Below are 21,113 nucleotides of genomic sequence, written 5' to 3'. Positions count from 1 at the left end.
CATCCTGCTCATCTCCGCGCCTGCGGCGCGGAGGGGTTTTCGCACGTCCAGACACTTGAAAAAGGACATGGAAGGGCTCCGCCCTCGCGCTGGCCAAGGTGAAGCGGCTGCGCCGCCGGACCGGCCGGTCTCCCCCGCCTTCCGCGCCGGCGACGAGGGCATGGCGCTGATAGGGGTCAGGCTTGTGCAGGCCGGGCGATCCCCCTCCGGCCGGTCCGCCCTGGCCCTTGCTACCCCGGTCTCGCCGACGGGCAGGGTTTCAGGCGCGCAGTTCGCGTGCCTGCAACCCATGCCCAAAGGAGGCAGACATGACTGCTCAATCCACCCAAGCCCATGCGGCGGCTGACGCCGCCGCGACCGTTACCGATCAGGAGCCGGGACACGGCGCGGAGATCGTGGTTCCGCTGAACCGGTTGAAGGCGTCGCCGAAGAACGCCCGGAAGGTGAAGCACACCGACGCCGGGATCGAGGCGCTGGCCGCCTCCATCAAGGTTAAGGGTGTGTTGCAGCCGCCCGTGGTCGAGATCGAGCGCGGCGAGGACGGCGCCGCGACCGGCGCCTACCTCGTCACCATCGGGGAGGGGCGGCGCCAAGCCCTGCGGCTGCTGGCCAAGCGCAAGGCGATCAAGCGGACTCACCCGGTCAAGGTGACGGTCGACACGGAAAATGACGCTCACGAAATCAGTCTGGACGAGAACGTCACCCGCGAGGCCATGCACCCCGCCGACCAGTTCGAGGCCTTCAAGCGGCTCGCGGACGAGCGGGGCTATGGTCCCGAGGAGATCGGCGCCCGGTTCGGGGTGTCCGCGCAGACGGTCCGTCAACGGCTGAGGCTCGGGGCGGCGGCGCCCGAACTCATGACGGCCTATCGCGACGGGACGCTGGCGCTGGACCAGCTGATGGCCTTCTGCGTCAGCGAGGATCAGGAGCGCCAGCGTCAGGTGTTCGACCAGTGCGGACCGCACTCGCCCGTCTATGCGATCCGGCGGGCCATGACCGAGGCCAAGGTCCGGGCCGACGACAAGCGGGTCCGCTTTGTCGGCATCGAGGCCTATGAGGCCGAGGGCGGGACGGTCCTGCGCGACCTGTTCACCGAGGACGGCGGCGGCTGGCTGGACGACCCCGTTCTGCTGGACCGGCTGGTCCGAGACAAGCTGGCCGGACTGGCGGAAGACGCCCGTCAGCGCGAGGGCTGGAAGTGGGCGGAGGTCGGGTCGGACTATCAGGACGCCGCCGCCCTGGGCAGGGTCTATCCGGTCGAGGTGGTCCGCTCCGAAGCGGACGCCGCGAAGATCACGGCCCTGTCGGAGGAGTACGACCGGCTCGTCTCCGAGACGGATGCGGCGGACATGCTGCCCCCCGAGGTGGACGCCCGGCTGGAGGAGATCGACAAGGCCCTGCAAGCCTTCGGCCCGGACTTCGACTACCCCGCCGAGGTCACGGCGCGGGCCGGGGTCATGGTGCTGCTCGGCCACGACGGGCTGGCCCGTTTCGAGCGTGGTTTGGTCCGGGCCGAGGACGCCGTGGAGACGCGTCGTCCCGAGCCCGAGGCGCCGGAGGCGTGGACCGAAGGCGAAGGGGAGGCCGAGACGCCCCCCGCGCTCGAGCATGAAGCGGACGAGGGTCTGGCGCCCCTGTCCGAGCGCCTGTTGATCGACCTGACGGCCCACCGGACCATGGGGCTACGCGACGCCGTTCAGGCCGACGTGAACGTGGCTTTGACGGTCGTCGTCCACGCACTGGCGTTGCAGGTCTTCTATCCCGCTTGGGGGACGTGGACGCCGCTGCAACTGCGGCTGAGCGTGACCGGTCTGGAGCGGCTGGCGCCCGGCGTGAGCGACGGTCCCGCCGGACGACGCGTGGCCGACCGGGTGGAGGCGTGGGGCGCGCGGCTCCCGGAGGAGGCCCGCGACCTCTGGGCGGTGCTGTCGCCCATGGCGCCGTCGGACCTGCTGGACCTCATGGCCTGTTGCGCGGGCGTGGGCCTCTATGCCGTGCGCGACCCCCACGACCGTAAGCCGGATGCGCTGGCCCATGCCGAAACGCTGGCGACGGCGACCGGTCTCGACATGACCGGGACGTGGTCGGCCACCGCCGCCAGCTATTTCTCGCGGGTGTCCAAGGCGCGGGTGCTGGAAGCGGTGACCGAGGCCACGACGCCGGAAGAAGCCGGGCGGATCGCCGGGTTCAAGAAGGGCGATATGGCCGAGGCCGCCGAACGGCTGATCGAGGGCAGGGGCTGGCTGCCGGTGGTGCTGCGGACGGCGCCTGCGGTCGATCCGGACGCGCCCGAGCCGGAAGGGAAGGCGACGGAGCCGCCGCCGTCCGACGACGACGCCTATCGGTTCGCCGCCGAATAGACGGCGACAGGTCCGAAAACTCGCCGCGCGCCCTTTGGGGGCGCGCGGCTTTTTGCTGTCGGCGCCGGCTAGCCGGCGCCGTGAGATAGACCATGGCCGTGAGGGCCAGCACCACCACCACGGCGAGGCCCAGGGCGCTGGCGGAAAGCCGCCAACCCGGGCCTTCGAAGTCGAAGCGATGCTTGTCGGGATCGTTGGTCGTCGTTCGAACTCTAGCCTTTCATCAAAGGCCTCGGCTCTGTCGCGTGTTGCGCATGCAGCAGCAGGCAGAGATCCGAGACCGGTTGGGGTCTGGGCCGTTCCAACCGGTCTGGCGCCGGGGGCGAACGGATATCTCGCGGAACCCGTTACCACGGGGGTTCCATTACCTGCCGCGGTAGTCACGCTCGGACGTTCTTGTGCGGCGTCACCGGGATGGTTTCGAGGTGAGAGCGTTGATTCCATAACGCAAGTCAGAACCCTGTCCAGGGTGAGAAGGCAGGCGCAGAACTGCGGACGCCCGGCTGGGGCGTCCTTCAGGGCGGCGGGCGAGCGGCCGGTTTCGGAGGCCGAGGGGAGGGCGGCCCCCGTAGGCCTGCGGGACGAAGGGAGTGACGGTCTAGGGCCGGTTCTGTCCCCGAGAGAATCGAACGCGAAAGCCAGCGGCGGAGAACCCCCCAGACTCACGGACGCAGGTTTACCGGGTCTAGTGTGCCTTGCGTAGGCAGACTTACAACGGCGGCATCTTCGTCACATGATCCTGGGTGCACGATCCGTGGTCGTGCAGCACCTCGATGACCTTGCACGCCGACACACGCCCGCCGGCGCACTCGGCGGTCATCCGCGACAATTCGGTTCTGAGAGCCTGCAACCCGGCGATCTTTTCCTTGACGTCGGCCAGGTGACGCGCCGCGATCGCCTTCGCCTCGCCGCAGGATCGATCCGGATGGTCGGAAAGGTCGAGCAGGGACCGGATCGAATCCAGATCGAAGCCGAGCTGCCGCGCATGGCGAATGAAGGACAGTCGCCGCACGGCGGCGGCGTCATACAGCCGGCGGTCGCTCGCCGTTCTCGGCGGCGGCGGCAATAGACCGATCTGCTCGTAGAAGCGGATGGTCGGGACCTTGACGCCGGTCGTGGAGGACAGCTTGCCAATCGGACGCAGGTGAGCGGGCATCGAGGGAAAATAGCGGCTTGATCCTCGAGTTACTAGAGGATGCATTACGGGATGGAGTTCGTCGGAGCGCCCCATGATCGAACGCCCTGCAGCAGACCTCGCCGCCGCCTCCGGCAACGTATGCGGCGCGCCGCCCAAATTCGACGGCGCGACCGTGTCATCTTGGCCGCCGTCTTCCTCCAATCTGCGTGGGCCATCGTGCGGCAGTCGTACCGCCAATCCAGAAAGCGCGAAATGACGAGGCCGACGACCGTCATGACTCCGTGTCGATGCGGCCCGGTGCTGTGGGGTCGGCGCGGCGCACGGGTCGAGGTCGCCCGGGCCGAGGCCGGGACCGCCACGCTGCGGCGCGATCTCGCCGCCGTCGAAGCCGCAGGCCGTCTCGCCCTCGTCTATGCCGAGGCCGAGGCCGCAGAACGTCGCCTCATGCTCGCCGATGACCCAGCGCCGCGACGAGACTGACGGCGATGATGACGAACCAGCGAAATCGGACCGACGCCTGAATGATGGCTTTGAACATGTGGTGCGCCCCTTAGTCGTCATCGCCCGCCTCGCCCTTGGCGAGTTCGGCTTTGAGCAGGAAGGTGTTGGCGCCGGCGATGCGTTCGGAGCCGGTCAACCCGCGCAGGATCTCCGTGCGATGTCCGGCCTGACGGCCGACAAGGACCGGCGCGGCCCGGAAACCCTCGGCCGTGCGGACTAAGACGACGGTGGCGCCCTCGACCGTCTGGACCGCCTCCGACGGCACGGTCAAACCTCCGGCGACGCCGCCGGCGACGATCGATCCGCTCACGGCCGAGCCGGCCGGGGGCAGGCCGGCGCTGGTCGGCCGGGCCCGAATGACCGTCGCGCCGACCTGTTCGTCGGCGTCGACGGCGACGCTGGTCACCAGCGCCTCGAACTCGCCGTTTGAGCCCTGCACATGCACCTGGGCGCCGGGACGCACCTGGGCGGCCAAGGCGGGCGGCGCGTTGAACACAATCTCCACGCGGGCGAGTTCGCACGACGGACCGGCCTGCCGCCCGTCGTGCGCGAGGCGAGGTCGAGCCTGTGACGGTGAGAAGCGCCGTCCGCTCTTCGGCCCCTTGAGGCCGTCGGCGGCAATCAGGTCGGGCAGTCCGCCGCCGTCTTCAGCGGGGTGTCACTGCATCATCGGCCAAGGCAGATGAGGACCACGGCGACAGAGTGCGGCGATCAAGGAGCCGCTGGTCAGCGCCGTGCCGAAAGCGCGCGCCGCGCCGCGAGGATGGGCGACGCGGTGACAAGGTAGGCGCACAGCGACGGCGGGATGATCAGTTCCTCGCCCCGCAGCACCGTCGCCAGGACAAGGTGGCTGCCGATGGCCGGACCACTTGTTCGAGCGAGTTCTGCAGCATGACGGCGGGCACGGCGGACGGCCGCCTCGGAGAGCGTAAGCCGATCCGCGCGGATCGGAACCGGATGGAGGCCACGACGCAAATCCAGCCGGCCAGCCACAGCAAAGATCAGGAGACCGACGTTGCGGGCGTAGGCCAGACGATCGGCGACTTCCGGATCGGCGGGGCCCCCAAACAGCTGGGAGGCGCCGCCAGCCGCGTGACCGCTACCGCAAGGGCGGTAGCGCGACCGCGCCGGCCGACCATAGCATGATCCGGGTCTGCTCGCGGATCATGTCGTCCCTTTCCGCCTTTTCATGGAAGTCCAGAGCAGCGCCGCCACCCCGCAGACGATCGCCGCATCGGCCAGGTTGAAGGTCGGCCAGCGCCAGTCCCCCAGGTGGAAGTCGATGAAGTCGGTCACCGCGCCTTGCCGAATGCGGTCGACGATGTTGCCGAGCGCGCCGCCGGCGATGGCGCCGAGCGCCAGCGCGATCCGCCGGTGGCGGGTGCGCCAGGCGGCGGTCAGGACCGCTGCGGCGACGGCGGCGGTGAGCGCCACCAGGAACCACCGTCCCGCGTCGCTGTCGGAGGAGAGGAGGCCGAAGGTGACGCCGCGGTTGAATCCAAGCGCGAGGTTCAGGAACGGAGCGACCTCGACCGGGGCGGTCAGGGTCAGAGCCCAGGCCTTGGCGAGCTGATCGACCCCGGTCACGAAAATGGCGAGGGCCACAGCGGCAAGTCTGATCCGCCGTCCATCGGACTGCCGGGCCGTTGAAAGGGGCTGAGGAGAGATCAACTGCGGCATGGCGATCTCCTGCCTGGTTGGAGACGCGGGGTCGCGCGGCTTCGCGGCCCGATAAAGCGAGATCGAGCCCGTGGCGGTCGCAATCACCGCCCGCTCCTCAACGCCTTCGAACCCGGCCTCCGCGATCAGGTCGGGCAGGCCGCCGGCGGCGTTCAGCCGGGTGTTCTCGACCCCGTCGAGGGCCTGGACCTGACGGAAGAGAAGGCGCATCGGCGGCGTGCGCTGCCAACCGTAGTCGGCGACGTGCAACTCACCGCCCGGCCGAAGCGCGGCGTAGATGGCCGCGAGGCCCGCTCGCTTGCCCACGATCGGCACCTGGTGAAAGACGAGGCTGGATACGATTTTGTCCGCCCGGCCCTGTCCGATCAGATCGGAGACGTCGCCCGCGAAGCCTCGTAGAAAATCGACCTTGGCTCCTCGGATGCCCGCCTTGGACCTCGCCCGGTCCAGCACCTCCGGGTCGGGGTCGATGCCGATGACTTCGGCCCCTGGCGCGGCTGCCTTGATCAGGGTCGCCAGCGTCCCTGTGCCACAGCCGACATCCACGATGGTCTCCCCTTCGCGTGGCGTGAGCTGGTCGACGAGGGCCGAGCGCCAGACCCTTTCGCGCGTCATCAGGGCGATGACGGCGTCATACAGCCCCGTCAGGCCATGATGCCCGAGGGCGGGCGTGAATTCGGGCCGGGATGCAGAACGGGTCATGAAACCTCCGGGATCAGGCTTCAGGCTGCTTCCTCTAGTCACTAGAGGGTCAAGCGGTGTTTCGACCGTTCTCCGAGCGCGCGTTCCTGGACCTAAACCTCTGCCCGGCTCTTCCGGTCCGCCCACCAGAAGCCGGCGACGACGGCCGTGAGCGCGAGCAGTTGGATCACAAGGCCCTCCCAGGTCGGGAAGAGGCCGAGGATTTCGACGCGCGGGAGAGCGGCCAGGGGATGCACGTCCATGACGCCCGCCTCCTGCAGCCCGGCCACCCCCTTGCCCGCGAGGATCACAGCAAGGGCGGCGATCAGTAGCGCGCTGTAGGCGAAGAACTGCGAGATCGGCAGCCGCTTGCTGAAGACCAGCAGGCCCCAGGCGATCAGGGCAAGGCAGACGATCGCCAGCGCCGCGCCGCCAAGCAGGGCGCCTTGGGTCCCCTGGCTCCAGAGGGCGGCATAGAAGAGGATCGTCTCGAACACCTCGCGATAGACGACGATGAAGGCGAGCAGGAACAGGAACCAGGCGGAGCGCTTCGACAGCGCCGCCGACAGCTTATCGCGGATATAGGCCTGCCAGGCGCCGGCCTGGGCCTTGCCGTGCATCCACACCCCCACGGACAGGAGGACGACGGCCGACACGAGCGAACCGATGCCTTCCGTTAGTTCGCGGCTAGCGCCGCTGATGGCGATCAGCCAGGTCGCCGCCGCCCAGGTGGCGCCCCCGGCGACGAGGGCCGCAATCCAGCCTCCGTGGACGTAGGGCAGCACGTCCTCGCGGTCGGCCCTGCGCAGGAAGGCGATCATCGCAATCACGATCAACAGGGCCTCAAGCCCTTCGCGCAGCAGGATGGTGAAGGCGCCGAGGAAAGTTGACAGGGCCGAGGCCTCGGAGGGCGCGAGCGCCCGGCCGGCCTCGTCGAACAGGCCGCTCAGGGCCGACACCTGTCCGGCCACCTCGTCCGCAGGGGCCTGACGGCGGAGGCTCGCGCGAAGCTCGCCCATCGCCGCCTCGATGCGCGCCATCAGCTTGCCGTCGCGAGCGCGGAGCAGCGGCTCCACGGGTTCGAAACCGTCGAGATAGGCGGAAAGGGCCAGTTCCTCCGCCTTGCGCGCGTCGCCCGCGCGATAGGCCGCTAGACTCTCGGTGAGCCCGCGGCGCGCCAGATCAAGCCCATCCGCGCCCCCCACCGCCAAGGCTTCGGGATGGCTTCGCAGGTAGGCGACAATCTCGTTCGCCCGCTGCGCCCCGAGACGGGCCTCGAGCGCCGCAGGCGTGACCTGGGTCAGGGCCTCGAGGTCCGGAACGGCGGCGCGCAACTCGGGGGTGTCGCCCCAGGCGCGCTCCCCTGCCTGGGGCGTGTCCCCTGCGTAAGCGAAGCCGCCGACATAGAAGGCGAGCGCCCAGCGGTCTTCGTCTGAAAGGTGGGCGAAGCTCGGCATGGCGGTGCCGTCCAGACCCTGACCGATCACCTGGTAGAGGCCGAACAGGCTGCGTTCGCGGGCGCGGGCGCGATCGGTGAATGCGATCGGAGGCGGCTCGAGCCCGGCCGTCCCGGGACCGTCGCCTCGGCCCGTCGCTCCGTGGCAGACGGCGCACTGCTCAGCGTAGAGCGAAGCGCCCCGCGGCAGGTTCGGAATCGTTCGAGGCGCCAGCGGGGTGGGGTAAGCGGCCAGAAGGTCGTCGGCGAGCCGCCGCGCTTGACGAGTCACCGCTTCAGACGTCTCGCGCGCTTCGACCGCCGCGATCAGGGCGGACGAGGCCGCGAGGAGGCGGGGTTGGGCGTCATGGGCCGGCAGAGCGGCGATACGGGCGCGCACCGAGGTCGAGAACTCGCGCATCTCGGCGTATTCCGCCTCGTTGACCACCCGGCCGCCGGACACCGCCCCGGGATAATCGACAGCGATGTAGTCCAGCAGCCGCCAGGCGGTTTCCGCTCCGGGCGTGGGCTCCTGGGCTGAGGCTCGGAGAGGGACCGCGACGCCGAGCAGAATGACGACGAGGAGGAGAAGACGAACCATCGCCGGCATGGGGACATCCTGTGCGTGAGATTGGGTCTCACTAGCAGGATGCATGCTCAAGCTGCTAGAGGATCAAGAGGGCGGCCCGTCCGAGAGATAGCTTTTCGGATAGGCTTGATCCTCTAGCGGCTAGAGAATTTAGACTGCGCCCCTCGCCAAGGAGATCAGGTCGATGACCGCCGCGAAGTCCGAAACCTTGCAGTACCGGGTGACCGGTATGGATTGCTCCAGTTGCGCCGAGAAGATTCAGGCCGCCGTGGGCCGGCTGGAGGGCGTGCAGGACGTGCGCGTGTCCATCGCTTCGGGACGCATGACGCTCAAGGTTGCCGATGCACGGGTCGGCCCCTCCGCCGAGGCGGCGGCGACGGCGCTAGGCTATCGGGTCGAGCGGCTGACGACTGGTCAGGACGAAACGCCGCCGGCCGGCACGCACCTCAGCGCCGCCTACCGGCGCGCCCTTTGGATGGTGGTGTTGATCAACCTCGGCTACGGGGTGGTGGAGATCGGAGCGGGTTTTGTCGCCGGCTCCCAGGCCCTGAAGGCGGACGCCCTCGATTTCGTCGGCGATGGCTTGATCTCCTTCCTCGGCCTGCTCGCCATCGGTTGGTCCCTGGCCTGGCGGGCCCGCTCGGCCTTGCTGCAGGGCGTCTTTCTCGCCCTGCTCGGGCTAGGGGTGCTGCTGAACACCGGCTATCGGGTCTTGGTCCTGAACCAGCCAGAGGCGGAACTGATGGGCGTGTTTGGGGCCCTGGCTCTCGTCGCCAACGTGGCCGCGGCCGTCGTGCTTCTGCCTCACCGCGCCGGAGACGCGAACGCCCGCGCGGTCTGGCTGTTCTCGCGCAACGACGCCTTGGGCAACCTGGCCGTGGTGGTCGCCGCCGGCCTGGTCTATCTCACCCGCAGCCCATGGCCGGACCTGGGCGTGGCCGTGATCATCGCGGGGCTCTTCCTCCACTCGGCCTGGTCGATCATCCGCGACGCCCGCGCCGACTTGCGCAGCGTTATTTGACGCTCCGGGGCATGTGTCATGGGCTTGGCCGGGCCGTCGTCTGGCCGTGAACCGTGGGCTCCGACTGGTCCGGGTTGAAAGTCGCCGATGGCGATCCGGGATTCCCGAGAACAGAGGGAGCCGGCGACCGAAGCACCGCGCAAACGTCTGTCCGTGATGGCTTGAAGCGCTAGGGGCTTCGCCCCCCGCGCGGGCCAGGGTGCGCGGCTGCGCCGCCGAACCGGCCGGTCTCCCCGGCCTTCCGCGCCCGCAATGGTGGGCAGGATCTCACGCAAGGCAGGCTTGTGCAGGTCGGGCGATCCCTCTCCCGCCGGTCCGCCCTGGCCCTTGCTACCCCGGTCTCGCCGACGGGCAGGGTTTCAGGCGCGCAGTTCCCGTGACTGCAACCCTTGCCCCAAGGAGGCAGACACGACTGTCAAATGCACCCAAGCCCTTGCGGCGGCTGACGCCGCAGCGACCGTAACGCCGCCCGTGCTGCGGACGGCGCCTGCGGTCGATCCGGACCCTCGGAGCCCCAAGGCGAGGCGACGGAGCCGCCGCCGTCCGGTGACGACACCTATCGGTTTGCTGCGGAATAGACGGCGACAGGTCCGAAAACTCGCCGCGCGCCCTTTGGGGGCGCGCGGCTTTGCTGTCGGCGCCGCCTAGCGGACGCCGGTTAAGTAGACGATGGCCGCGAGGGCCAGCACCACCACCACGGCGAGGCCGAAGACGACGTCGGCCCGTTAAGGCGGCGGTTCGGCCAGCCGAGGGCGCGGGCTCATGCAGAAGATTCAATCATGCCTTGCCCGCAGGCAGGTCATCGGGGAGACTCGCCGAGTGAAGAAAACCCTCGATCATCTGCCGCTGCCCAAGCAGTCCGAACTGCGTCACGTCGTCGATGTGATCCGAGCCTCCTTCGAGGAGGCGATTTCAACGCGTCGCGCCGAGCGGCTGAAGCACGGCAAGATCCTCAAGGTCATCCTCTATGGATCTTATGCGCGGGGCGACTGGGTTCACGACCCGGTCGGTCGCTATTTCTCGGACTTCGACCTGTTGGTCATCGTCGACCACGAGGACCTGACCGACGGAGAGTTCTGGTTCGACGCCACCAACCGGACCATGCCGGGCGAGGGCGAAATCCGCACGCCCGTCAGCATCATCGTTCACAGCCTGGACGATGTGAACGAGCAGTTGGACCGAGGGCGCTACTTCTTCGCCGACATCCTGCGCGACGGCGTCCTCCTCTACGACACCCCCGGCGCCAAGCTGCACAAGCCTGCCGACTTGAGAGCTTCGGCCGCCTTAGAAGAAGCGGAGCAGCACTTCGAGAAGTGGATGACCAGCGCCACTGGCGCACAAGCCATAGCGCAACATTCGTTCGAGACGGGCCAGCCCAACTGGGCGGCATTCATGCTCCATCAAACTGCAGAGCACCTTTACCACTGCGTCCTGCTGGTGGTGACGCTCTATAGCGGCAAGGCCCACAACCTCGCCTTCCTCCGCAAGAAGGCCGAGGCGATCGATGCGCGGCTGGCCGAAGCCTGGCCGCGCGAGACGAAATTCGAGCGCCGCTGCTTCGAGCTGCTGCGCGAGGCCTACGTCAAGGCGCGCTACTCCAAGCACTACAAGATCAGCGGTGAGGAACTCGCCTGGCTTACGGAACGGGTCGAGGTGTTGCGGGGTCTGACGAAGACTGTGTGCGAAGAACGGCTGCGTGACCTCCGCGAAGAGGCTGGTCGTGACACCGGCTGATAAGCTGGGCCCCACGTCCTCGATCTGACGTCGAGCCTTGCTGAGTCTCATCAGTAGCTGGCGCCGGCGACAGAGGGCATATTCGGCGTCGACCGGTCCCGCCCCGGGTTGGAAGCAAAAGGCCAAGTGGCGCTTCACCTGTCCGGCCGACGGCTCTTCTGGTGGCGGGGCCGTATCACGGATGGCGCCTTCGCCATGCTGACCACGGAGCCGGGCGAGGAAATCGCCTCCTATCACGACGTCAGATCGCGCTCCTGGGGCCCAAGGACGGTGCAGCCTGGCTCATTCTTCAGAAGCGGAGGCCGAAATGTTGCGGGCGTTACCCGCCGGAAGCCTCGACGTCGAAGAAGTCTTTCCGGTCGTGGTCGGAGCCTCGGACGTTGGTCGGGTCTAGAGCCGCCGTAGGGTATCGTCCTTGGCGTCCTGGAGCGCGGCGGCCATTGTCTCGCATCCTGCTCGCGCCAGCCGGCGCGGCCTCTCGATGAGGCGGATCTGACCGAAACCCGGTCGGCTGGCGCAACCGCTCTCGCGACTTTCATCCCCGGCCTGACGGCCTTCCTCGCGAAACAAGAAAGTCTCTCATCGCGGTCCTCCGCTTCGCTGCGGGGGCTCGCTTCGCTCTCCCTGCGCGCCGCCCGGGCCCGGTCCGTCGATCGCCATCGAGGCCGCGGCAGGCGTGGCCCGAAGCAAAGGAGAGACTGACATGGCCACCATCGGCACCTTCACCGCCCAGGGCGACGGCTACACCGGGTCGATCAAGACCCTCACCCTGAACGTCAAGCAGGCGGTCCTGCGGCCCAACGAGAAGACCGACGACAAGGCCCCCGACTTCCGGATCTTCGCCGGCCAGACCGAGTTCGGCGCCGCCTGGAAGAAGACGAGCCAGCAGAACCGCGAGTACCTCTCGGTCAAGCTCGACGATCCCAGCTTCCCGGCGCCGATCTACGCCTCCCTGGTCGAGGTCGAGGGCGGGCACAGCCTGATCTGGTCCCGCTGATCCAGGAGCCGCGGCGGCGCGGGGACCGCGCCGCCGCCCCTTCTTCCCACAATCCATTTCGAGGAGGCCGCCATGACGCGCCCCACCGATCCCGCACGCCCGGACATCCATACCCGGATCACCCAACAGATCCTCGCCCAGCTCGAAGCCGGGGTCCGCCCCTGGACCCAGCCCTGGAAGGCCTCAACCTCCGTCAGCCGCCCTCTTCGCCATGACGGAACGCCCTACAACGGCATCAATGTCATCCTGCTCTGGGGCGAAGCCGCCAGCCGAGGATTCAGCCGGTCGACCTGGATGACCTTTCGCCAGGCGCTGACGCTCGGCGCCCACGTCCGCAAGGGCGAGCGCGGCGCCACCGTGGTCTACGCCAACCAGGTCGTCCGCGAAGAGACCGACGACACAGGGGCGAGCGTGGAGCAGCGCATCCCCTTCCTGAAGGCCTACACCGTCTTCAACGTCGACCAGATCGATGGCCTGCCCGAGCGCTACGGCGAGCCGGAGACGATCGACATTAATCCGAACGAGCGGATCGCCCGCATCGACGCCTTCTTCAGCAACTGCGGGGCCGAGATCCGCCACGGCGGCGGCTGCGCCTATTACGCGCCGGGGCCGGACCATGTGCAGATGCCGGCGTTCGAATGCTTCGAGAACGCCGACGCCTACTATAGCACCCTCGGCCACGAGATGACGCACTGGACGCGCCATCCCACCCGCCTTGACCGGGACTTCGGTCGCCAGCGCTTCGGCGATCCCGGCTATGCCCGCGAAGAGCTGGTCGCCGAGATCGGCGCCGCCTTCCTGTGTGCGGATCTTGGTCTGGCGCTCGAACCCCGCGAGGACCATGCGGCCTATATCGCCAGCTGGCTGCAGGTGCTGAAGAACGACACGCGCTTCATCGTCTCGGCGGCCGCACACGCGCAGAAGGCCGTCGACTATCTGCGGTCCTTGCAGTGAAGCGATCCCCGGGCCGGCGGCGACGCCGGCCCGGGGATGCGGAGAGCGGTCGGGCTCAGGCCTCGTCGTCCCGGGGGCGCGCCAGGCGCATTCGCTCCGGCGGATGAACCTGATCGAACCGGTCGAGCGTCGCGCGCCAGTCATCCATCGCCGGGGACAGCCACCGCGTCATGTCCGCGATCGCCTGATGATGCTTGGGAAGATCCCAGTAGAGAATGGGCTCGTGATGGGCGATGCGGTTGCGCAGGAGACGCACCTGGGTCAACGGGGTGGCGAACGCCTTGCGCGACAGGAATTTGCCATCGCGGGTCGCGATCCGGTGCAGGGTGCGCTTCCACAGATCGTCCTGCTCGCGCCCGAACATCGAGGTCCAGAAGCTGAAGGTCAGGGCGGCGACGACGCGGCCGTCCTCGATAGGCTTGCCCGCTTCCGTCAGTTCGGCGATCGCCGCCCGCACCTGTTCAGCCTGACGGTCGATGACGTGACCGGCCTCGGGCTGGAACCAGCCCGCGCCGGAGGCTTCAGTCATCATCGCGTGAATGCGGTTTCTCAGCGCCACCTCCAGAGCCTGGAGCGGCACATAGAGGGCTTCGGACACCCGGGTGTTCAGCGTATAGAGTTCGACGGCGCGGCGGCGATCGCCCCCGGCCCAGGCCACATAGCGCGCGAACCGTTCGAGGGAGAGCGCCGCCTCCACCCCGTCGGCGTCGGCGACCGCCCTTGCATCAGGGTGGGTCATGGATTATCTCTACCAGCGTACACCCCGGGATCGCCTCTGCTGCAAAGCATGCCCCCGGGGTAAATCAATTTCAGCCCCAGCGATTACGACCGTCGGCGACCCACCGGGGTGGACACGCGCGCACGCGCGGCCTCCCGTTCCTTGCGCGCTTCGGTGAACTCCGGTTCGAGCTTCTTCACCCGTTCGACCAGGCCGTCGAGGTGATAGATGTTGGACGCCCAGTCCCCCGCCGCGGTCTTGCGCATCTCCCGGCGCACCAGACCGGCCTGTTCGAGCTGGCGCATGTTGGTCTGGATCGTCTTGGGCTTCACGCCGATCCGACGACCGAGCTCCGCGCGGGACGGGAAGGGCGCGCGATGGGGGTCGCGGTAGTAGTCGAGCAGCTGAACGAGGATGTTGAACTGCATGGCGGTCAGCCCCAGCCGGGACTGGGCCTGGATCAGGATCGACGGAATGCCGGCGTATCCGTTGGCGACCACCGCCTTGCCCCAGATCTTCTCCTGGGAGGAGGCGGTCTTCGTGCGGCCTTGGGCGGAAAGGCGAGCACCGTGGATGAGGTAGGCGCGGTCATTGAGTGAACTCCTTCGCAGCCAACCTATGGGCCTCGCCATCGCGGAACAAGGATCCCGCTGCTGCGAGGTATGGTCTCTTGAGGATCTACCCGACTAGACCTGATTACGCTCGTTCCCGTGATGCGCTGATTCCCGTTGCGCTGATTCAGCGGCAGCCTGGCGCCCGAGGTGGGGCGGGTACACGCCATACCGGTAGGTCGTCCACATGGCATACCTCTGCGGACCTTTAGGCGAGGATCCCCGAGCCCCGCCCTGGAGGGGCGCCCTTCAGGGCGGCGGGCGAGCGGCCGGAACCGGCCGCCGAGGGGAGGGCGGGCAGACCCGTAGGCCTACGGGGCGAAGGGGATGACGGTCTAGGGCAGGATAGGCTTTGCGCCGGCGATGTCACACAGAGACCGCTCCCTTGCCCCACTTCAGCGTCAGGCTCGACGAGGATCTCGCCGCCCGGTTCGACGCCGTCGCCGCCGGCCGGGGCGGGCGCTCGCGGCTGCTGCGGCGGGTCATCGAGGCGGCGGCGGCGGACGCCGGCGATCGGGTGGTTGTTGCTGGAGGTGGGCCGACAAGCGCCAAGCTGACCCTGCGCCTGACCCAGGCCGACCTTGCGGCCCTGGAGCGGGAGGCGCGGCGCGCGGGCCTCAGCCGCACCCAATGGGCGGTCGCCCTGCTGCGCCGGCGCCTGCATGACCGGCCGCAACTGACGCCGCCGTCGGCCCAGGCTTTCATCGGCGTGCAGCGCGAGCTGCGGCGCATCGGGGTCAACGTCAACCAGATCGCCCGCGCGCTCAACGCGGCGGTCCTGCCGTGTCGGGTGCTCGACCTGGAGATCGCGCAGATGGAGGGTCTGGCCGATCAGATCCGCGATGAGCTGCGCGGCCTTCGCGCCGCCTTCGAGGGCGACCTCGGCTATTGGGACGCGGCCGGATGAGCGACTTCATCCAGGTGCGCGGCTTCGAGGAGGCGGTGCGGCCGCCGATCGATCCCCGGCGGGCCCGCATCACCGACCGGACGGGGCGGGTCAGCGTCCGGTCCGGGGAGGCGTCGCCCGCCGCGCGGCTGGGGCGGATCGCGCGGCGCGTCCCGGAGGTGGTGGTCAAGATCACCGGCCGCACCCGCGACGGCGGCCACCTCTCCAGCCACCTGCTCTACATCTCCCGCAACGGTGTCCTGCCGCTGGAGGGCCCCGACGGCGAGCGGCTGGAGGGGCGGGCCGCGGTCCGGACCCTGGCAGAGGACTGGATGGCGGAGGTGGCCGCCGAGCCGGGCCGGCGACGCGACAGCGGCGTCAGCCTCTCGATCGTGCTCAGCATGCCGCCCGGGACGGAGGCGTTCCGGACCCAGGACGCCGCCCGCGACTTCGCGGCCCGCACCTTCGGGGGGACGCATCCCTACGTCTTCGCCTGCCACACCGACGAGCGGCACCCGCATGTGCATCTGACGGTCCGGATGCTGGGCGAGGACGGCCGGCGGCTCAATCCGCGCAAGGCCGATCTGCAGCAGTGGCGGGAGACCTTCGCCGCTGCCTTGCGGGCGCGCGGGATCGAAGCCGAGGCGACGCCCCGGCGGGCCCGCGGCGTGGTGCGCAAGGCCGAGCGCACGCCCCTGCGCAAGCTGCGCGAGCGGTTCGAGGCGGGGGCCGGCCCGCCGTCGGATCGGGATCGCGCCGCCTGGCGCGAGGCGATGGCGGAGGGCGCGGCGGGGCCATGGACCGAAGCCCTGCGCCAGCGGCAGGCGAAGGTCCGGCGGTACTATGTCGCCCAGGCCCTGGCGCTGCGGCGCTCGCCCTCGGCGGCCGACCAGGCCTTGGCGCGGGACCTGGAAGCGTTCGTCAAAGCCATGCCGCCGGTGCGGACCCGCCAGGAGGCCTTGGAGCAGGCGATCGTCCAACGCGAGAAGTCGCGCCGGGGTGACGGGTCTGCCGGGCCGGAGCGTCGGCGATGAGGGGCAGGGCGCGGGCCGTTCTTGAATGCTGTCAGAAATTCTTCTATATTTCTGACAGGAGAACCGCCGTGCAAGCCCTCGCCGAACAGATCATGGAACGCGCCCAGGCGCTGCCCGAAGGCGCGCCGATCGCCGCCAAGGCGCTGCTGCACCTGGGCAGCCGCGCCGCCGTGGACCAGGCGCTGTCGCGATTGGTGCGCGCCGGCCGGCTGCTGCGCGCCGGCCGCGGCCTCTATGTCCGTCCGCTGGAAAGCCGCTTCGGGGTCCGGCCGCCCGCCGTCGAGAAGGTGGTGCAGGCGGTCGGGGCGCAACGCGGCGAGGTGATCGCCGCCAACGGGGCGGCGGCGGCGAACTCGCTGGGCCTGACGACCCAGGTGCCGATCCGCATGGTCTATCTGACCAGCGGGCCTGATCGCACCCTCAGCCTCGGCAAGCAGACCGTCGAGTTCAAACACGCGCCGCCCTGGCAGCTGCTGCTCGCTGGCCGGCCGGCCGGGGAGGCGGTGCGCGCGCTCGCCTGGCTCGGGCCCGAAAAGGTCGAGCCGGCCCTGGAAATGCTCAAGCGCAAGCTGGGCCCCTCGGCCTTCGGCGAACTGGTGGCGGTGGGGCCGCGCCTGCCGACCTGGCTGGCCCGGTCCGTCAGCCGATCGGCGGCGCATGGCTGAGGTCTTCCTGCGCCTGTCGGAGGCTGAGCGTCGCGACGCCCTGGGCGTCGCCGCCGAGGCCTCGGGCCGCCCGGCCCACCTGCTGGAGAAGGACGTCTGGGTCGTCTGGGCCTTGCAGGCCCTGTTCGAGGCGCCCTTCGGAGACCACTTGGTTTTCAAGGGCGGCACCTCCCTGTCCAAGGCCTACGACGTCATCCAGCGCTTTTCCGAGGACGTCGACCTCACCTACGACATCCGGCGGCTGCTGCCGGGCCTGGCGGAGGCCGGGGAGGACCCGCTCCCGGCCAGTCGCGCCGAGGAAAGACGCTGGTCCGAAGCGGTGCGCGAGGCCTGCCCGAGTGGGTCGAGGCGCAGATCCGGCCGGCGCTGGAGGCGCGGCTGGCCGCCGACGGGATCGCCGCGACCGTGCGCGTCGAGGACGCCAAGGCCTTCATCGACTATGCGCCGACCCGGACCGGCACGGGCTATGTCTCGCCCAGCGTGATGCTGGAGTTCGGCGCGCGGGCGACCGGCGAGCCGAGCGCGCCGCGGCCGGTGGCCTGCGACGCCGCCCCACACCTGACCGGGCTGGTCTTTCCGGCCGCCACGCCGCGGGTGATGGCGGCCGAACGGACCTTCTGGGAAAAGGCCACGGCGGCGCACGTCTACTGCGCCCAGGGGCGCCTGCGCGGCGACCGCTTCTCCCGGCACTGGCACGATCTGGCGCGGCTCGACGCCGCCGGCTTCGCAGCGACGGCGATCGCTGATCGGGGACTGGCGACGGCGGTTGCGCGCCACAAGGCGATGTTCTTCCGCGAGACGGCCGACGGCCAGGTCATCGACTATGGCCAGGCCGTCTCGGGTGGGCTGCGCCTGAAGCCGGAGGGCGCCTCGCTGGAGGCGCTGGGCGAGGACTATCGCCGGATGATCGAGGATGGCCTGCTCCAGGACGACGCCGAGCCATTCGAGGCCCTGATGGAGGCCTGCGCCGACCTCGCGGCCAGGGCCAACGCCGCGGCCGCGCCCGCCGACGGCTGAGCGCCTACCGGTCGCGGTCGCGGCGCCGCCCGGCGTCGATCCGGACCGGACCGGGCGGTTCGGGGCGGGGTCGCCGCGCTGCGGCGCGCTCGAGATGGGCCTCTGCGCGGCTCCAGGCCCGCGCGAGCAGGCGCGCCCGGACCTCCGGATCAGCGATCAGGCCGCGGACGACGACGGCGGCGCGCCGCAGGCGGTCCTCCAGATCGGCCGCGCGCCGAGGCTCCTGGCCGTCGCGGGCGCGCGCGGTCTCCCGGTCCGGGGTCCGGGCGGGCTGACCGGCGGCCTGCCGGTCGCGCTCGCTCGGCCGATGGCCCTTCACGGTGATGTCCAGGGCCTGGGCCTGGACCCAGACCTCGCGCTTGAAGGCGGCGTCGCCCTGCACCCGGACCTCCGCCCAGCCGCGATGGCGGGCGATCTTCAGCATGTCGGCGACCACATCGGGATAGGCTGTCGCGGCGACCAGGGCGCGGCCGGCGTCCCGGAACGCCGGCTCGGCGGCGCGATGGTCGCGGAAGAAGCGCTCGGCGCGCCCTCGCCGGTCGTGCTCGATCAGATAGCGGTCGAGGAGCGAGGGCGGCAGATCGCCCTTGAACCGCGACACGGCGGCCGGTTGGCCCGAGGGGGCCAGCCGGTTCGGCGCGGGATCGGTTGGTGTTTGGTCGGGTCGGGACGGGGGCCTCATGGTTCGCGCTCCGGGTGGACGGGCGGGACCGCCGCGTCGATCATCCGGTCCAGCCACTGGCCGACCTCCACTTCGCCGGCGCCGGCCTGCGGCGGCGGCAGGCCCTCCTCGGCGAAGGCGCGCACGATGGCGTCGAACTCCAGCGGCGGGGGCGCGTCGTCCTTATGAGGTGCGACCAGGTCGCTCTCGACTGGCTCGCCCGGCGACGGGCGGGGGGCGACCGGGATTTCCGGCGGCGGGCGCTGGCGGTCGGTGAAGGCCCGCTCGCGCCAGTAGATGATCTTGCGCCCGCGGGTCGGCGGCAGGCCGGCCTTGAGGACCAGCAGGGCGTCGGCGGGCAGCTGCATCAGCTCCTGGGGCAGCATCAGCGGCCGGCGCTGGTCCGAGGCGGTGGTGCTGCGCCGCCCGGGGCTGAACCCGGTCGGCCGGCTGCGGCTGCGGGCGCTGTAGGTGTAGGACCCGAGCCGCTCGCTGAGCTCCTGGGCGACCTTCAACTCCTTGGGCGCGAAGACCACCTCGACGCCGCAGTTGGTCAGGATCTCCTCGGTGACGTCGGGTCCATAGAGGGCGCGCAGCTGCGAGGGGCTCTGGATCACCGGCAGCAGGCGCAGGCCGTAGCCGGCGACGAATGAGAAGGCGTGGGCCAGCACTGGGGCGGGGCCGAGGCGGGCGAACTCGTCGAGCAGGACCAGCACCGGCCGGTCGCCAGGGCCGGGCAGGGCGCGGCTGCTGAGGTCGATCAGCTGCTGGAACAACAGGCTATAGAGCGGCGCCACCCGCTGCATGTTGTCCGGGGTGGCGCCCAGATAGAGCGACACCCCGCCCCGGCGCAGGGCGCGCAGGTCGAAGTCGCTGGCGGCGGTGGCGGCGTCGACCGCCGGGTTCAGCCATAGGCCCATCCGCGTGGTGATGGTCTGGCGGATCGAGGCGAAGGTGTTCTCGCTGGAGGCGCAGAAGTCGGTGAGCGCCGCGACGCAAGGCCCCGACAGCGGCCGGCCCTCGCGCCGGCGCGCCGCGATCAGGGCCGGGAAACGGGCCCGCGGATCGCCCCGCGTCAGCTGGCGGAAGATCTCGCCGAGGGTGAATGGTCGGTCCGGAGTTTCGGCGACATAGGCGCCGACGCCGATGAAGCCGACGCGGGCCGCCTCCGCCCAGAAGGGATCGGCATGGTCGTGGCCCGGGAACAGCATCACCGCCATCCGCTGCAGTTCGTCGAGGACCGCGCCGGGGTCGCCGCGATCGACATGGCCAAGGGGATTGAAGCGGGCGGTGCGGCCATCGCGCGCCAGCGGGTCGAACAGCAGCACGGTCTGGCCGGAGGCGGCGCGGAAGCCGGCGGTGGCGGAAAAATTCTCGCGCTTGATGTCGAGCACCACCACCGAGCCCGGCCAGGCCAGCAGGTTGGGGATGACCACGCCGACGCCCTTGCCGGTCCGGGTCGGGGCGTAGAGCATCACATGCTCCGGTCCGTCGCTGATGAGGAGTTCGCCCGCCGCCTCGCCCAGCAGCAGCCCGCTCTTCGGCCGCAGGCCGTGCCTGCGCTGTTCGCCCGCCGTCGACCAACGGGCCGCGCCGTGCAGCGGGCGGCGCACGCCCAGGGCCGCGGCCATCACAAGGATCAACAGGCCGAGGCTCATCACGCCGGCGCCGATCGCCAGCCAGCGCCGGACGTCGGGATCATGACGGTAATAGAGGAACCAGCCCGGCACGCGGGCCGGCTCGATGTCGGCGGAGAAGCGCCCAAGGCCGATCAGGGCGATGGTCAGGGCTCCGGCCGCGAACAGGGCGGAGGCGGCGAGGACGGCGACCGCGACCAGACCGGCCCTAGTCGCCGGCGCGGCGCTTGCGAAGCGGGTCATGCCAGACCTCCGTCATCAGGAACCGACCGTCCGTCTTCTTCATCTGCACGACCACATCGACCATCAGGTGCAGCAGGGTGCGGATGTCGTCGCGCGGCAGATCGCGGCCGCCCTCGGACTCGCGGACCAGCAGGGTCAGCTGCTCGAAGGCCAGGGTGGCGGAATCGGCGTGAACGGTGGTGATCGATCCGGGATGGCCGGAGTTGACGGTGCGCAGGAATCTGGAGAAAGCCTGCGCCAAATTCAGGGTGCGCACCCGGATCGAGGCCGTGGCGGTGGCGGTACGGGCTGGGATCATCGACCCGGATGTCGATTGAAGTTCGTCCGTCGGACGGATGAGAGAAGGGGGCGGGTCTGGAACTTCTGTACGGAAGCCGGGAGTTTCAGTTCTGATCGCCGCCGACGCAAAGCGTCCCCCGGCTCAAGATCAGCGCCTATCCATTCCGGAACCCGCCGACGCGAAGTGTAGAGGCCCCCTTCACGGAGTCCAGCATTCCGGCCTGACGCGCTGCGCGATCCGCCATGAGCAGAGCGGCCAGTCGCATACCTCC

At 69.8% G+C, this 21,113-nt stretch carries 20 protein-coding genes; 11 read left to right on the top strand and 9 right to left on the bottom strand.

The genetic code is table 11. From position 1 onward, the window contains the following. Window positions 1-308 precede the first annotated feature (308 nt). Window positions 309-2,360, top strand: coding sequence for a ParB/RepB/Spo0J family partition protein (locus AC1RKE_RS02860; protein ID WP_492896349.1), 2,052 nt, complete (start codon window positions 309-311; stop codon window positions 2,358-2,360). 709 nt (window positions 2,361-3,069) lie between these two features. Here AC1RKE_RS02860 and AC1RKE_RS02855 read toward each other — a convergent pair. Next, complete coding sequence (locus AC1RKE_RS02855; RefSeq protein ID WP_492896347.1) at window positions 3,070-3,699, bottom strand: MerR family transcriptional regulator; 630 nt, start codon at window positions 3,697-3,699, stop codon at window positions 3,070-3,072. A 51-nt stretch (window positions 3,700-3,750) separates the two neighbouring features. Between AC1RKE_RS02855 and AC1RKE_RS02850 the strand changes: the two genes are divergently transcribed. After that, window positions 3,751-3,978: a hypothetical protein gene (locus AC1RKE_RS02850; RefSeq protein WP_492896345.1), complete on the top strand. Its 228-nt coding sequence runs from the start codon at window positions 3,751-3,753 to the stop codon at window positions 3,976-3,978. 70 nt (window positions 3,979-4,048) lie between these two features. On the opposite strand, the gene AC1RKE_RS02845 is transcribed toward AC1RKE_RS02850, so the two are convergent. From AC1RKE_RS02845 to AC1RKE_RS02835, 3 genes are all read right to left on the bottom strand, one after another. Beyond that, a complete protein-coding gene (locus AC1RKE_RS02845; protein ID WP_492896343.1) occupies window positions 4,049-4,495 on the bottom strand; it encodes an efflux RND transporter periplasmic adaptor subunit in 447 nt (148 codons plus the stop codon). Window positions 4,496-5,163: 668 nt separating this feature from the next. Further along, window positions 5,164-6,381, bottom strand: a complete 1,218-nt coding sequence (lspA, locus tag AC1RKE_RS02840; protein ID WP_492896341.1) for a signal peptidase II — start codon at window positions 6,379-6,381, stop codon at window positions 5,164-5,166. A 92-nt stretch (window positions 6,382-6,473) separates the two neighbouring features. Beyond that, window positions 6,474-8,396: an FTR1 family protein gene (locus AC1RKE_RS02835; protein WP_492896359.1), complete on the bottom strand. Its 1,923-nt coding sequence runs from the start codon at window positions 8,394-8,396 to the stop codon at window positions 6,474-6,476. Between the two features lie 172 nt (window positions 8,397-8,568). Between AC1RKE_RS02835 and AC1RKE_RS02830 the strand changes: the two genes are divergently transcribed. The 4 genes from AC1RKE_RS02830 to AC1RKE_RS02815 all read left to right on the top strand — a co-directional run bounded on the left by AC1RKE_RS02830 (window position 8,569) and on the right by AC1RKE_RS02815 (window position 13,090). Next, window positions 8,569-9,405, top strand: a complete 837-nt coding sequence (locus AC1RKE_RS02830; protein WP_492896339.1) for a cation efflux transmembrane domain-containing protein — start codon at window positions 8,569-8,571, stop codon at window positions 9,403-9,405. Between the two features lie 762 nt (window positions 9,406-10,167). Then, window positions 10,168-11,139 (top strand): HEPN domain-containing protein, encoded by a 972-nt coding sequence (locus tag AC1RKE_RS02825; RefSeq protein ID WP_492896337.1) that lies wholly within the window; start codon window positions 10,168-10,170, stop codon window positions 11,137-11,139. A gap of 703 nt (window positions 11,140-11,842) precedes the next feature. Further along, on the top strand, window positions 11,843-12,136 hold the full coding sequence (locus AC1RKE_RS02820) for a DUF736 domain-containing protein (protein ID WP_292259847.1): 294 nt from the start codon (window positions 11,843-11,845) through the stop codon (window positions 12,134-12,136). A 72-nt stretch (window positions 12,137-12,208) separates the two neighbouring features. Further along, on the top strand, window positions 12,209-13,090 hold the full coding sequence (locus AC1RKE_RS02815; protein ID WP_492896335.1) for an ArdC family protein: 882 nt from the start codon (window positions 12,209-12,211) through the stop codon (window positions 13,088-13,090). Window positions 13,091-13,145: 55 nt separating this feature from the next. On the opposite strand, the gene AC1RKE_RS02810 is transcribed toward AC1RKE_RS02815, so the two are convergent. Further along, the gene (locus AC1RKE_RS02810; RefSeq protein WP_492896333.1) at window positions 13,146-13,829 is read right to left on the bottom strand and encodes an Abi family protein; all 684 of its coding nucleotides are present in this window, start codon (window positions 13,827-13,829) and stop codon (window positions 13,146-13,148) included. Between the two features lie 83 nt (window positions 13,830-13,912). Then, complete coding sequence (locus tag AC1RKE_RS02805) at window positions 13,913-14,440, bottom strand: helix-turn-helix domain-containing protein (RefSeq protein ID WP_492896331.1); 528 nt, start codon at window positions 14,438-14,440, stop codon at window positions 13,913-13,915. 364 nt (window positions 14,441-14,804) lie between these two features. Here AC1RKE_RS02805 and AC1RKE_RS02800 point away from each other — a divergent pair, with 364 nt between their 5' ends. From AC1RKE_RS02800 to AC1RKE_RS02780, 5 genes are all read left to right on the top strand, one after another. Then, window positions 14,805-15,326, top strand: coding sequence for a MobC family plasmid mobilization relaxosome protein (locus tag AC1RKE_RS02800; protein WP_492896329.1), 522 nt, complete (start codon window positions 14,805-14,807; stop codon window positions 15,324-15,326). Next, window positions 15,323-16,339, top strand: coding sequence for a relaxase/mobilization nuclease domain-containing protein (locus AC1RKE_RS02795; RefSeq protein WP_492896327.1), 1,017 nt, complete (start codon window positions 15,323-15,325; stop codon window positions 16,337-16,339). Before AC1RKE_RS02800 ends, AC1RKE_RS02795 begins: the two co-directional genes overlap by 4 nt. 68 nt (window positions 16,340-16,407) lie before the next feature. Beyond that, window positions 16,408-17,004, top strand: a complete 597-nt coding sequence (locus AC1RKE_RS02790; protein ID WP_492896325.1) for a DUF6088 family protein — start codon at window positions 16,408-16,410, stop codon at window positions 17,002-17,004. Continuing rightward, window positions 16,997-17,488, top strand: a complete 492-nt coding sequence (locus tag AC1RKE_RS02785) for a nucleotidyl transferase AbiEii/AbiGii toxin family protein (protein ID WP_492896323.1) — start codon at window positions 16,997-16,999, stop codon at window positions 17,486-17,488. Before AC1RKE_RS02790 ends, AC1RKE_RS02785 begins: the two co-directional genes overlap by 8 nt. Next, window positions 17,410-18,021 carry a nucleotidyl transferase AbiEii/AbiGii toxin family protein gene (locus AC1RKE_RS02780; protein WP_492896321.1) on the top strand — a complete coding sequence of 204 codons (612 nt, stop codon included), beginning with the start codon at window positions 17,410-17,412 and terminating at the stop codon, window positions 18,019-18,021. The genes AC1RKE_RS02785 and AC1RKE_RS02780 overlap by 79 nt, the downstream gene beginning before the upstream one ends. 4 nt (window positions 18,022-18,025) lie before the next feature. On the opposite strand, the gene AC1RKE_RS02775 is transcribed toward AC1RKE_RS02780, so the two are convergent. From AC1RKE_RS02775 to AC1RKE_RS02765, 3 genes are read right to left on the bottom strand one after another with little or no spacing between them, the layout of a single operon-like run. After that, complete coding sequence (locus AC1RKE_RS02775) at window positions 18,026-18,703, bottom strand: LPD7 domain-containing protein (protein ID WP_492896319.1); 678 nt, start codon at window positions 18,701-18,703, stop codon at window positions 18,026-18,028. Beyond that, a complete protein-coding gene (locus tag AC1RKE_RS02770; RefSeq protein WP_492896317.1) occupies window positions 18,700-20,562 on the bottom strand; it encodes a type IV secretory system conjugative DNA transfer family protein in 1,863 nt (620 codons plus the stop codon). Before AC1RKE_RS02770 ends, AC1RKE_RS02775 begins: the two co-directional genes overlap by 4 nt. Further along, window positions 20,528-20,860: a hypothetical protein gene (locus tag AC1RKE_RS02765; protein WP_492896315.1), complete on the bottom strand. Its 333-nt coding sequence runs from the start codon at window positions 20,858-20,860 to the stop codon at window positions 20,528-20,530. Before AC1RKE_RS02765 ends, AC1RKE_RS02770 begins: the two co-directional genes overlap by 35 nt. Window positions 20,861-21,113: the final 253 nt, after the last annotated feature.

This window comes from Brevundimonas sp. GW822-FHT03E11, from assembly GCF_058801445.1.
Note: the sequence above shows the minus strand (reverse complement) of the source record. Positions and strands in the feature narration are given on the sequence as shown.

What these genes read in the sequence shown, in the direction of transcription:
- AC1RKE_RS02850 (WP_492896345.1), top strand. Translation starts at nt 3,751, where the DNA reads ATGACGAGGCCGACGACCGTCATGACTCCGTGTCGATGCGGCCCGGTG.
- AC1RKE_RS02765 (WP_492896315.1), bottom strand. Translation starts at nt 20,860, where the DNA reads ATGATCCCAGCCCGTACCGCCACCGCCACGGCCTCGATCCGGGTGCGC.
- AC1RKE_RS02785 (WP_492896323.1), top strand. Translation starts at nt 16,997, where the DNA reads ATGGCTGAGGTCTTCCTGCGCCTGTCGGAGGCTGAGCGTCGCGACGCC.
- AC1RKE_RS02860 (WP_492896349.1), top strand. Translation starts at nt 309, where the DNA reads ATGACTGCTCAATCCACCCAAGCCCATGCGGCGGCTGACGCCGCCGCG.
- lspA (WP_492896341.1), bottom strand. Translation starts at nt 6,381, where the DNA reads ATGACCCGTTCTGCATCCCGGCCCGAATTCACGCCCGCCCTCGGGCAT.
- AC1RKE_RS02805 (WP_492896331.1), bottom strand. Translation starts at nt 14,440, where the DNA reads ATGGCGAGGCCCATAGGTTGGCTGCGAAGGAGTTCACTCAATGACCGC.
- AC1RKE_RS02835 (WP_492896359.1), bottom strand. Translation starts at nt 8,396, where the DNA reads ATGGTTCGTCTTCTCCTCCTCGTCGTCATTCTGCTCGGCGTCGCGGTC.
- AC1RKE_RS02815 (WP_492896335.1), top strand. Translation starts at nt 12,209, where the DNA reads ATGACGCGCCCCACCGATCCCGCACGCCCGGACATCCATACCCGGATC.
- AC1RKE_RS02795 (WP_492896327.1), top strand. Translation starts at nt 15,323, where the DNA reads ATGAGCGACTTCATCCAGGTGCGCGGCTTCGAGGAGGCGGTGCGGCCG.
- AC1RKE_RS02770 (WP_492896317.1), bottom strand. Translation starts at nt 20,562, where the DNA reads ATGACCCGCTTCGCAAGCGCCGCGCCGGCGACTAGGGCCGGTCTGGTC.
- AC1RKE_RS02820 (WP_292259847.1), top strand. Translation starts at nt 11,843, where the DNA reads ATGGCCACCATCGGCACCTTCACCGCCCAGGGCGACGGCTACACCGGG.
- AC1RKE_RS02825 (WP_492896337.1), top strand. Translation starts at nt 10,168, where the DNA reads ATGCAGAAGATTCAATCATGCCTTGCCCGCAGGCAGGTCATCGGGGAG.
- AC1RKE_RS02830 (WP_492896339.1), top strand. Translation starts at nt 8,569, where the DNA reads ATGACCGCCGCGAAGTCCGAAACCTTGCAGTACCGGGTGACCGGTATG.
- AC1RKE_RS02810 (WP_492896333.1), bottom strand. Translation starts at nt 13,829, where the DNA reads ATGACCCACCCTGATGCAAGGGCGGTCGCCGACGCCGACGGGGTGGAG.
- AC1RKE_RS02775 (WP_492896319.1), bottom strand. Translation starts at nt 18,703, where the DNA reads ATGAGGCCCCCGTCCCGACCCGACCAAACACCAACCGATCCCGCGCCG.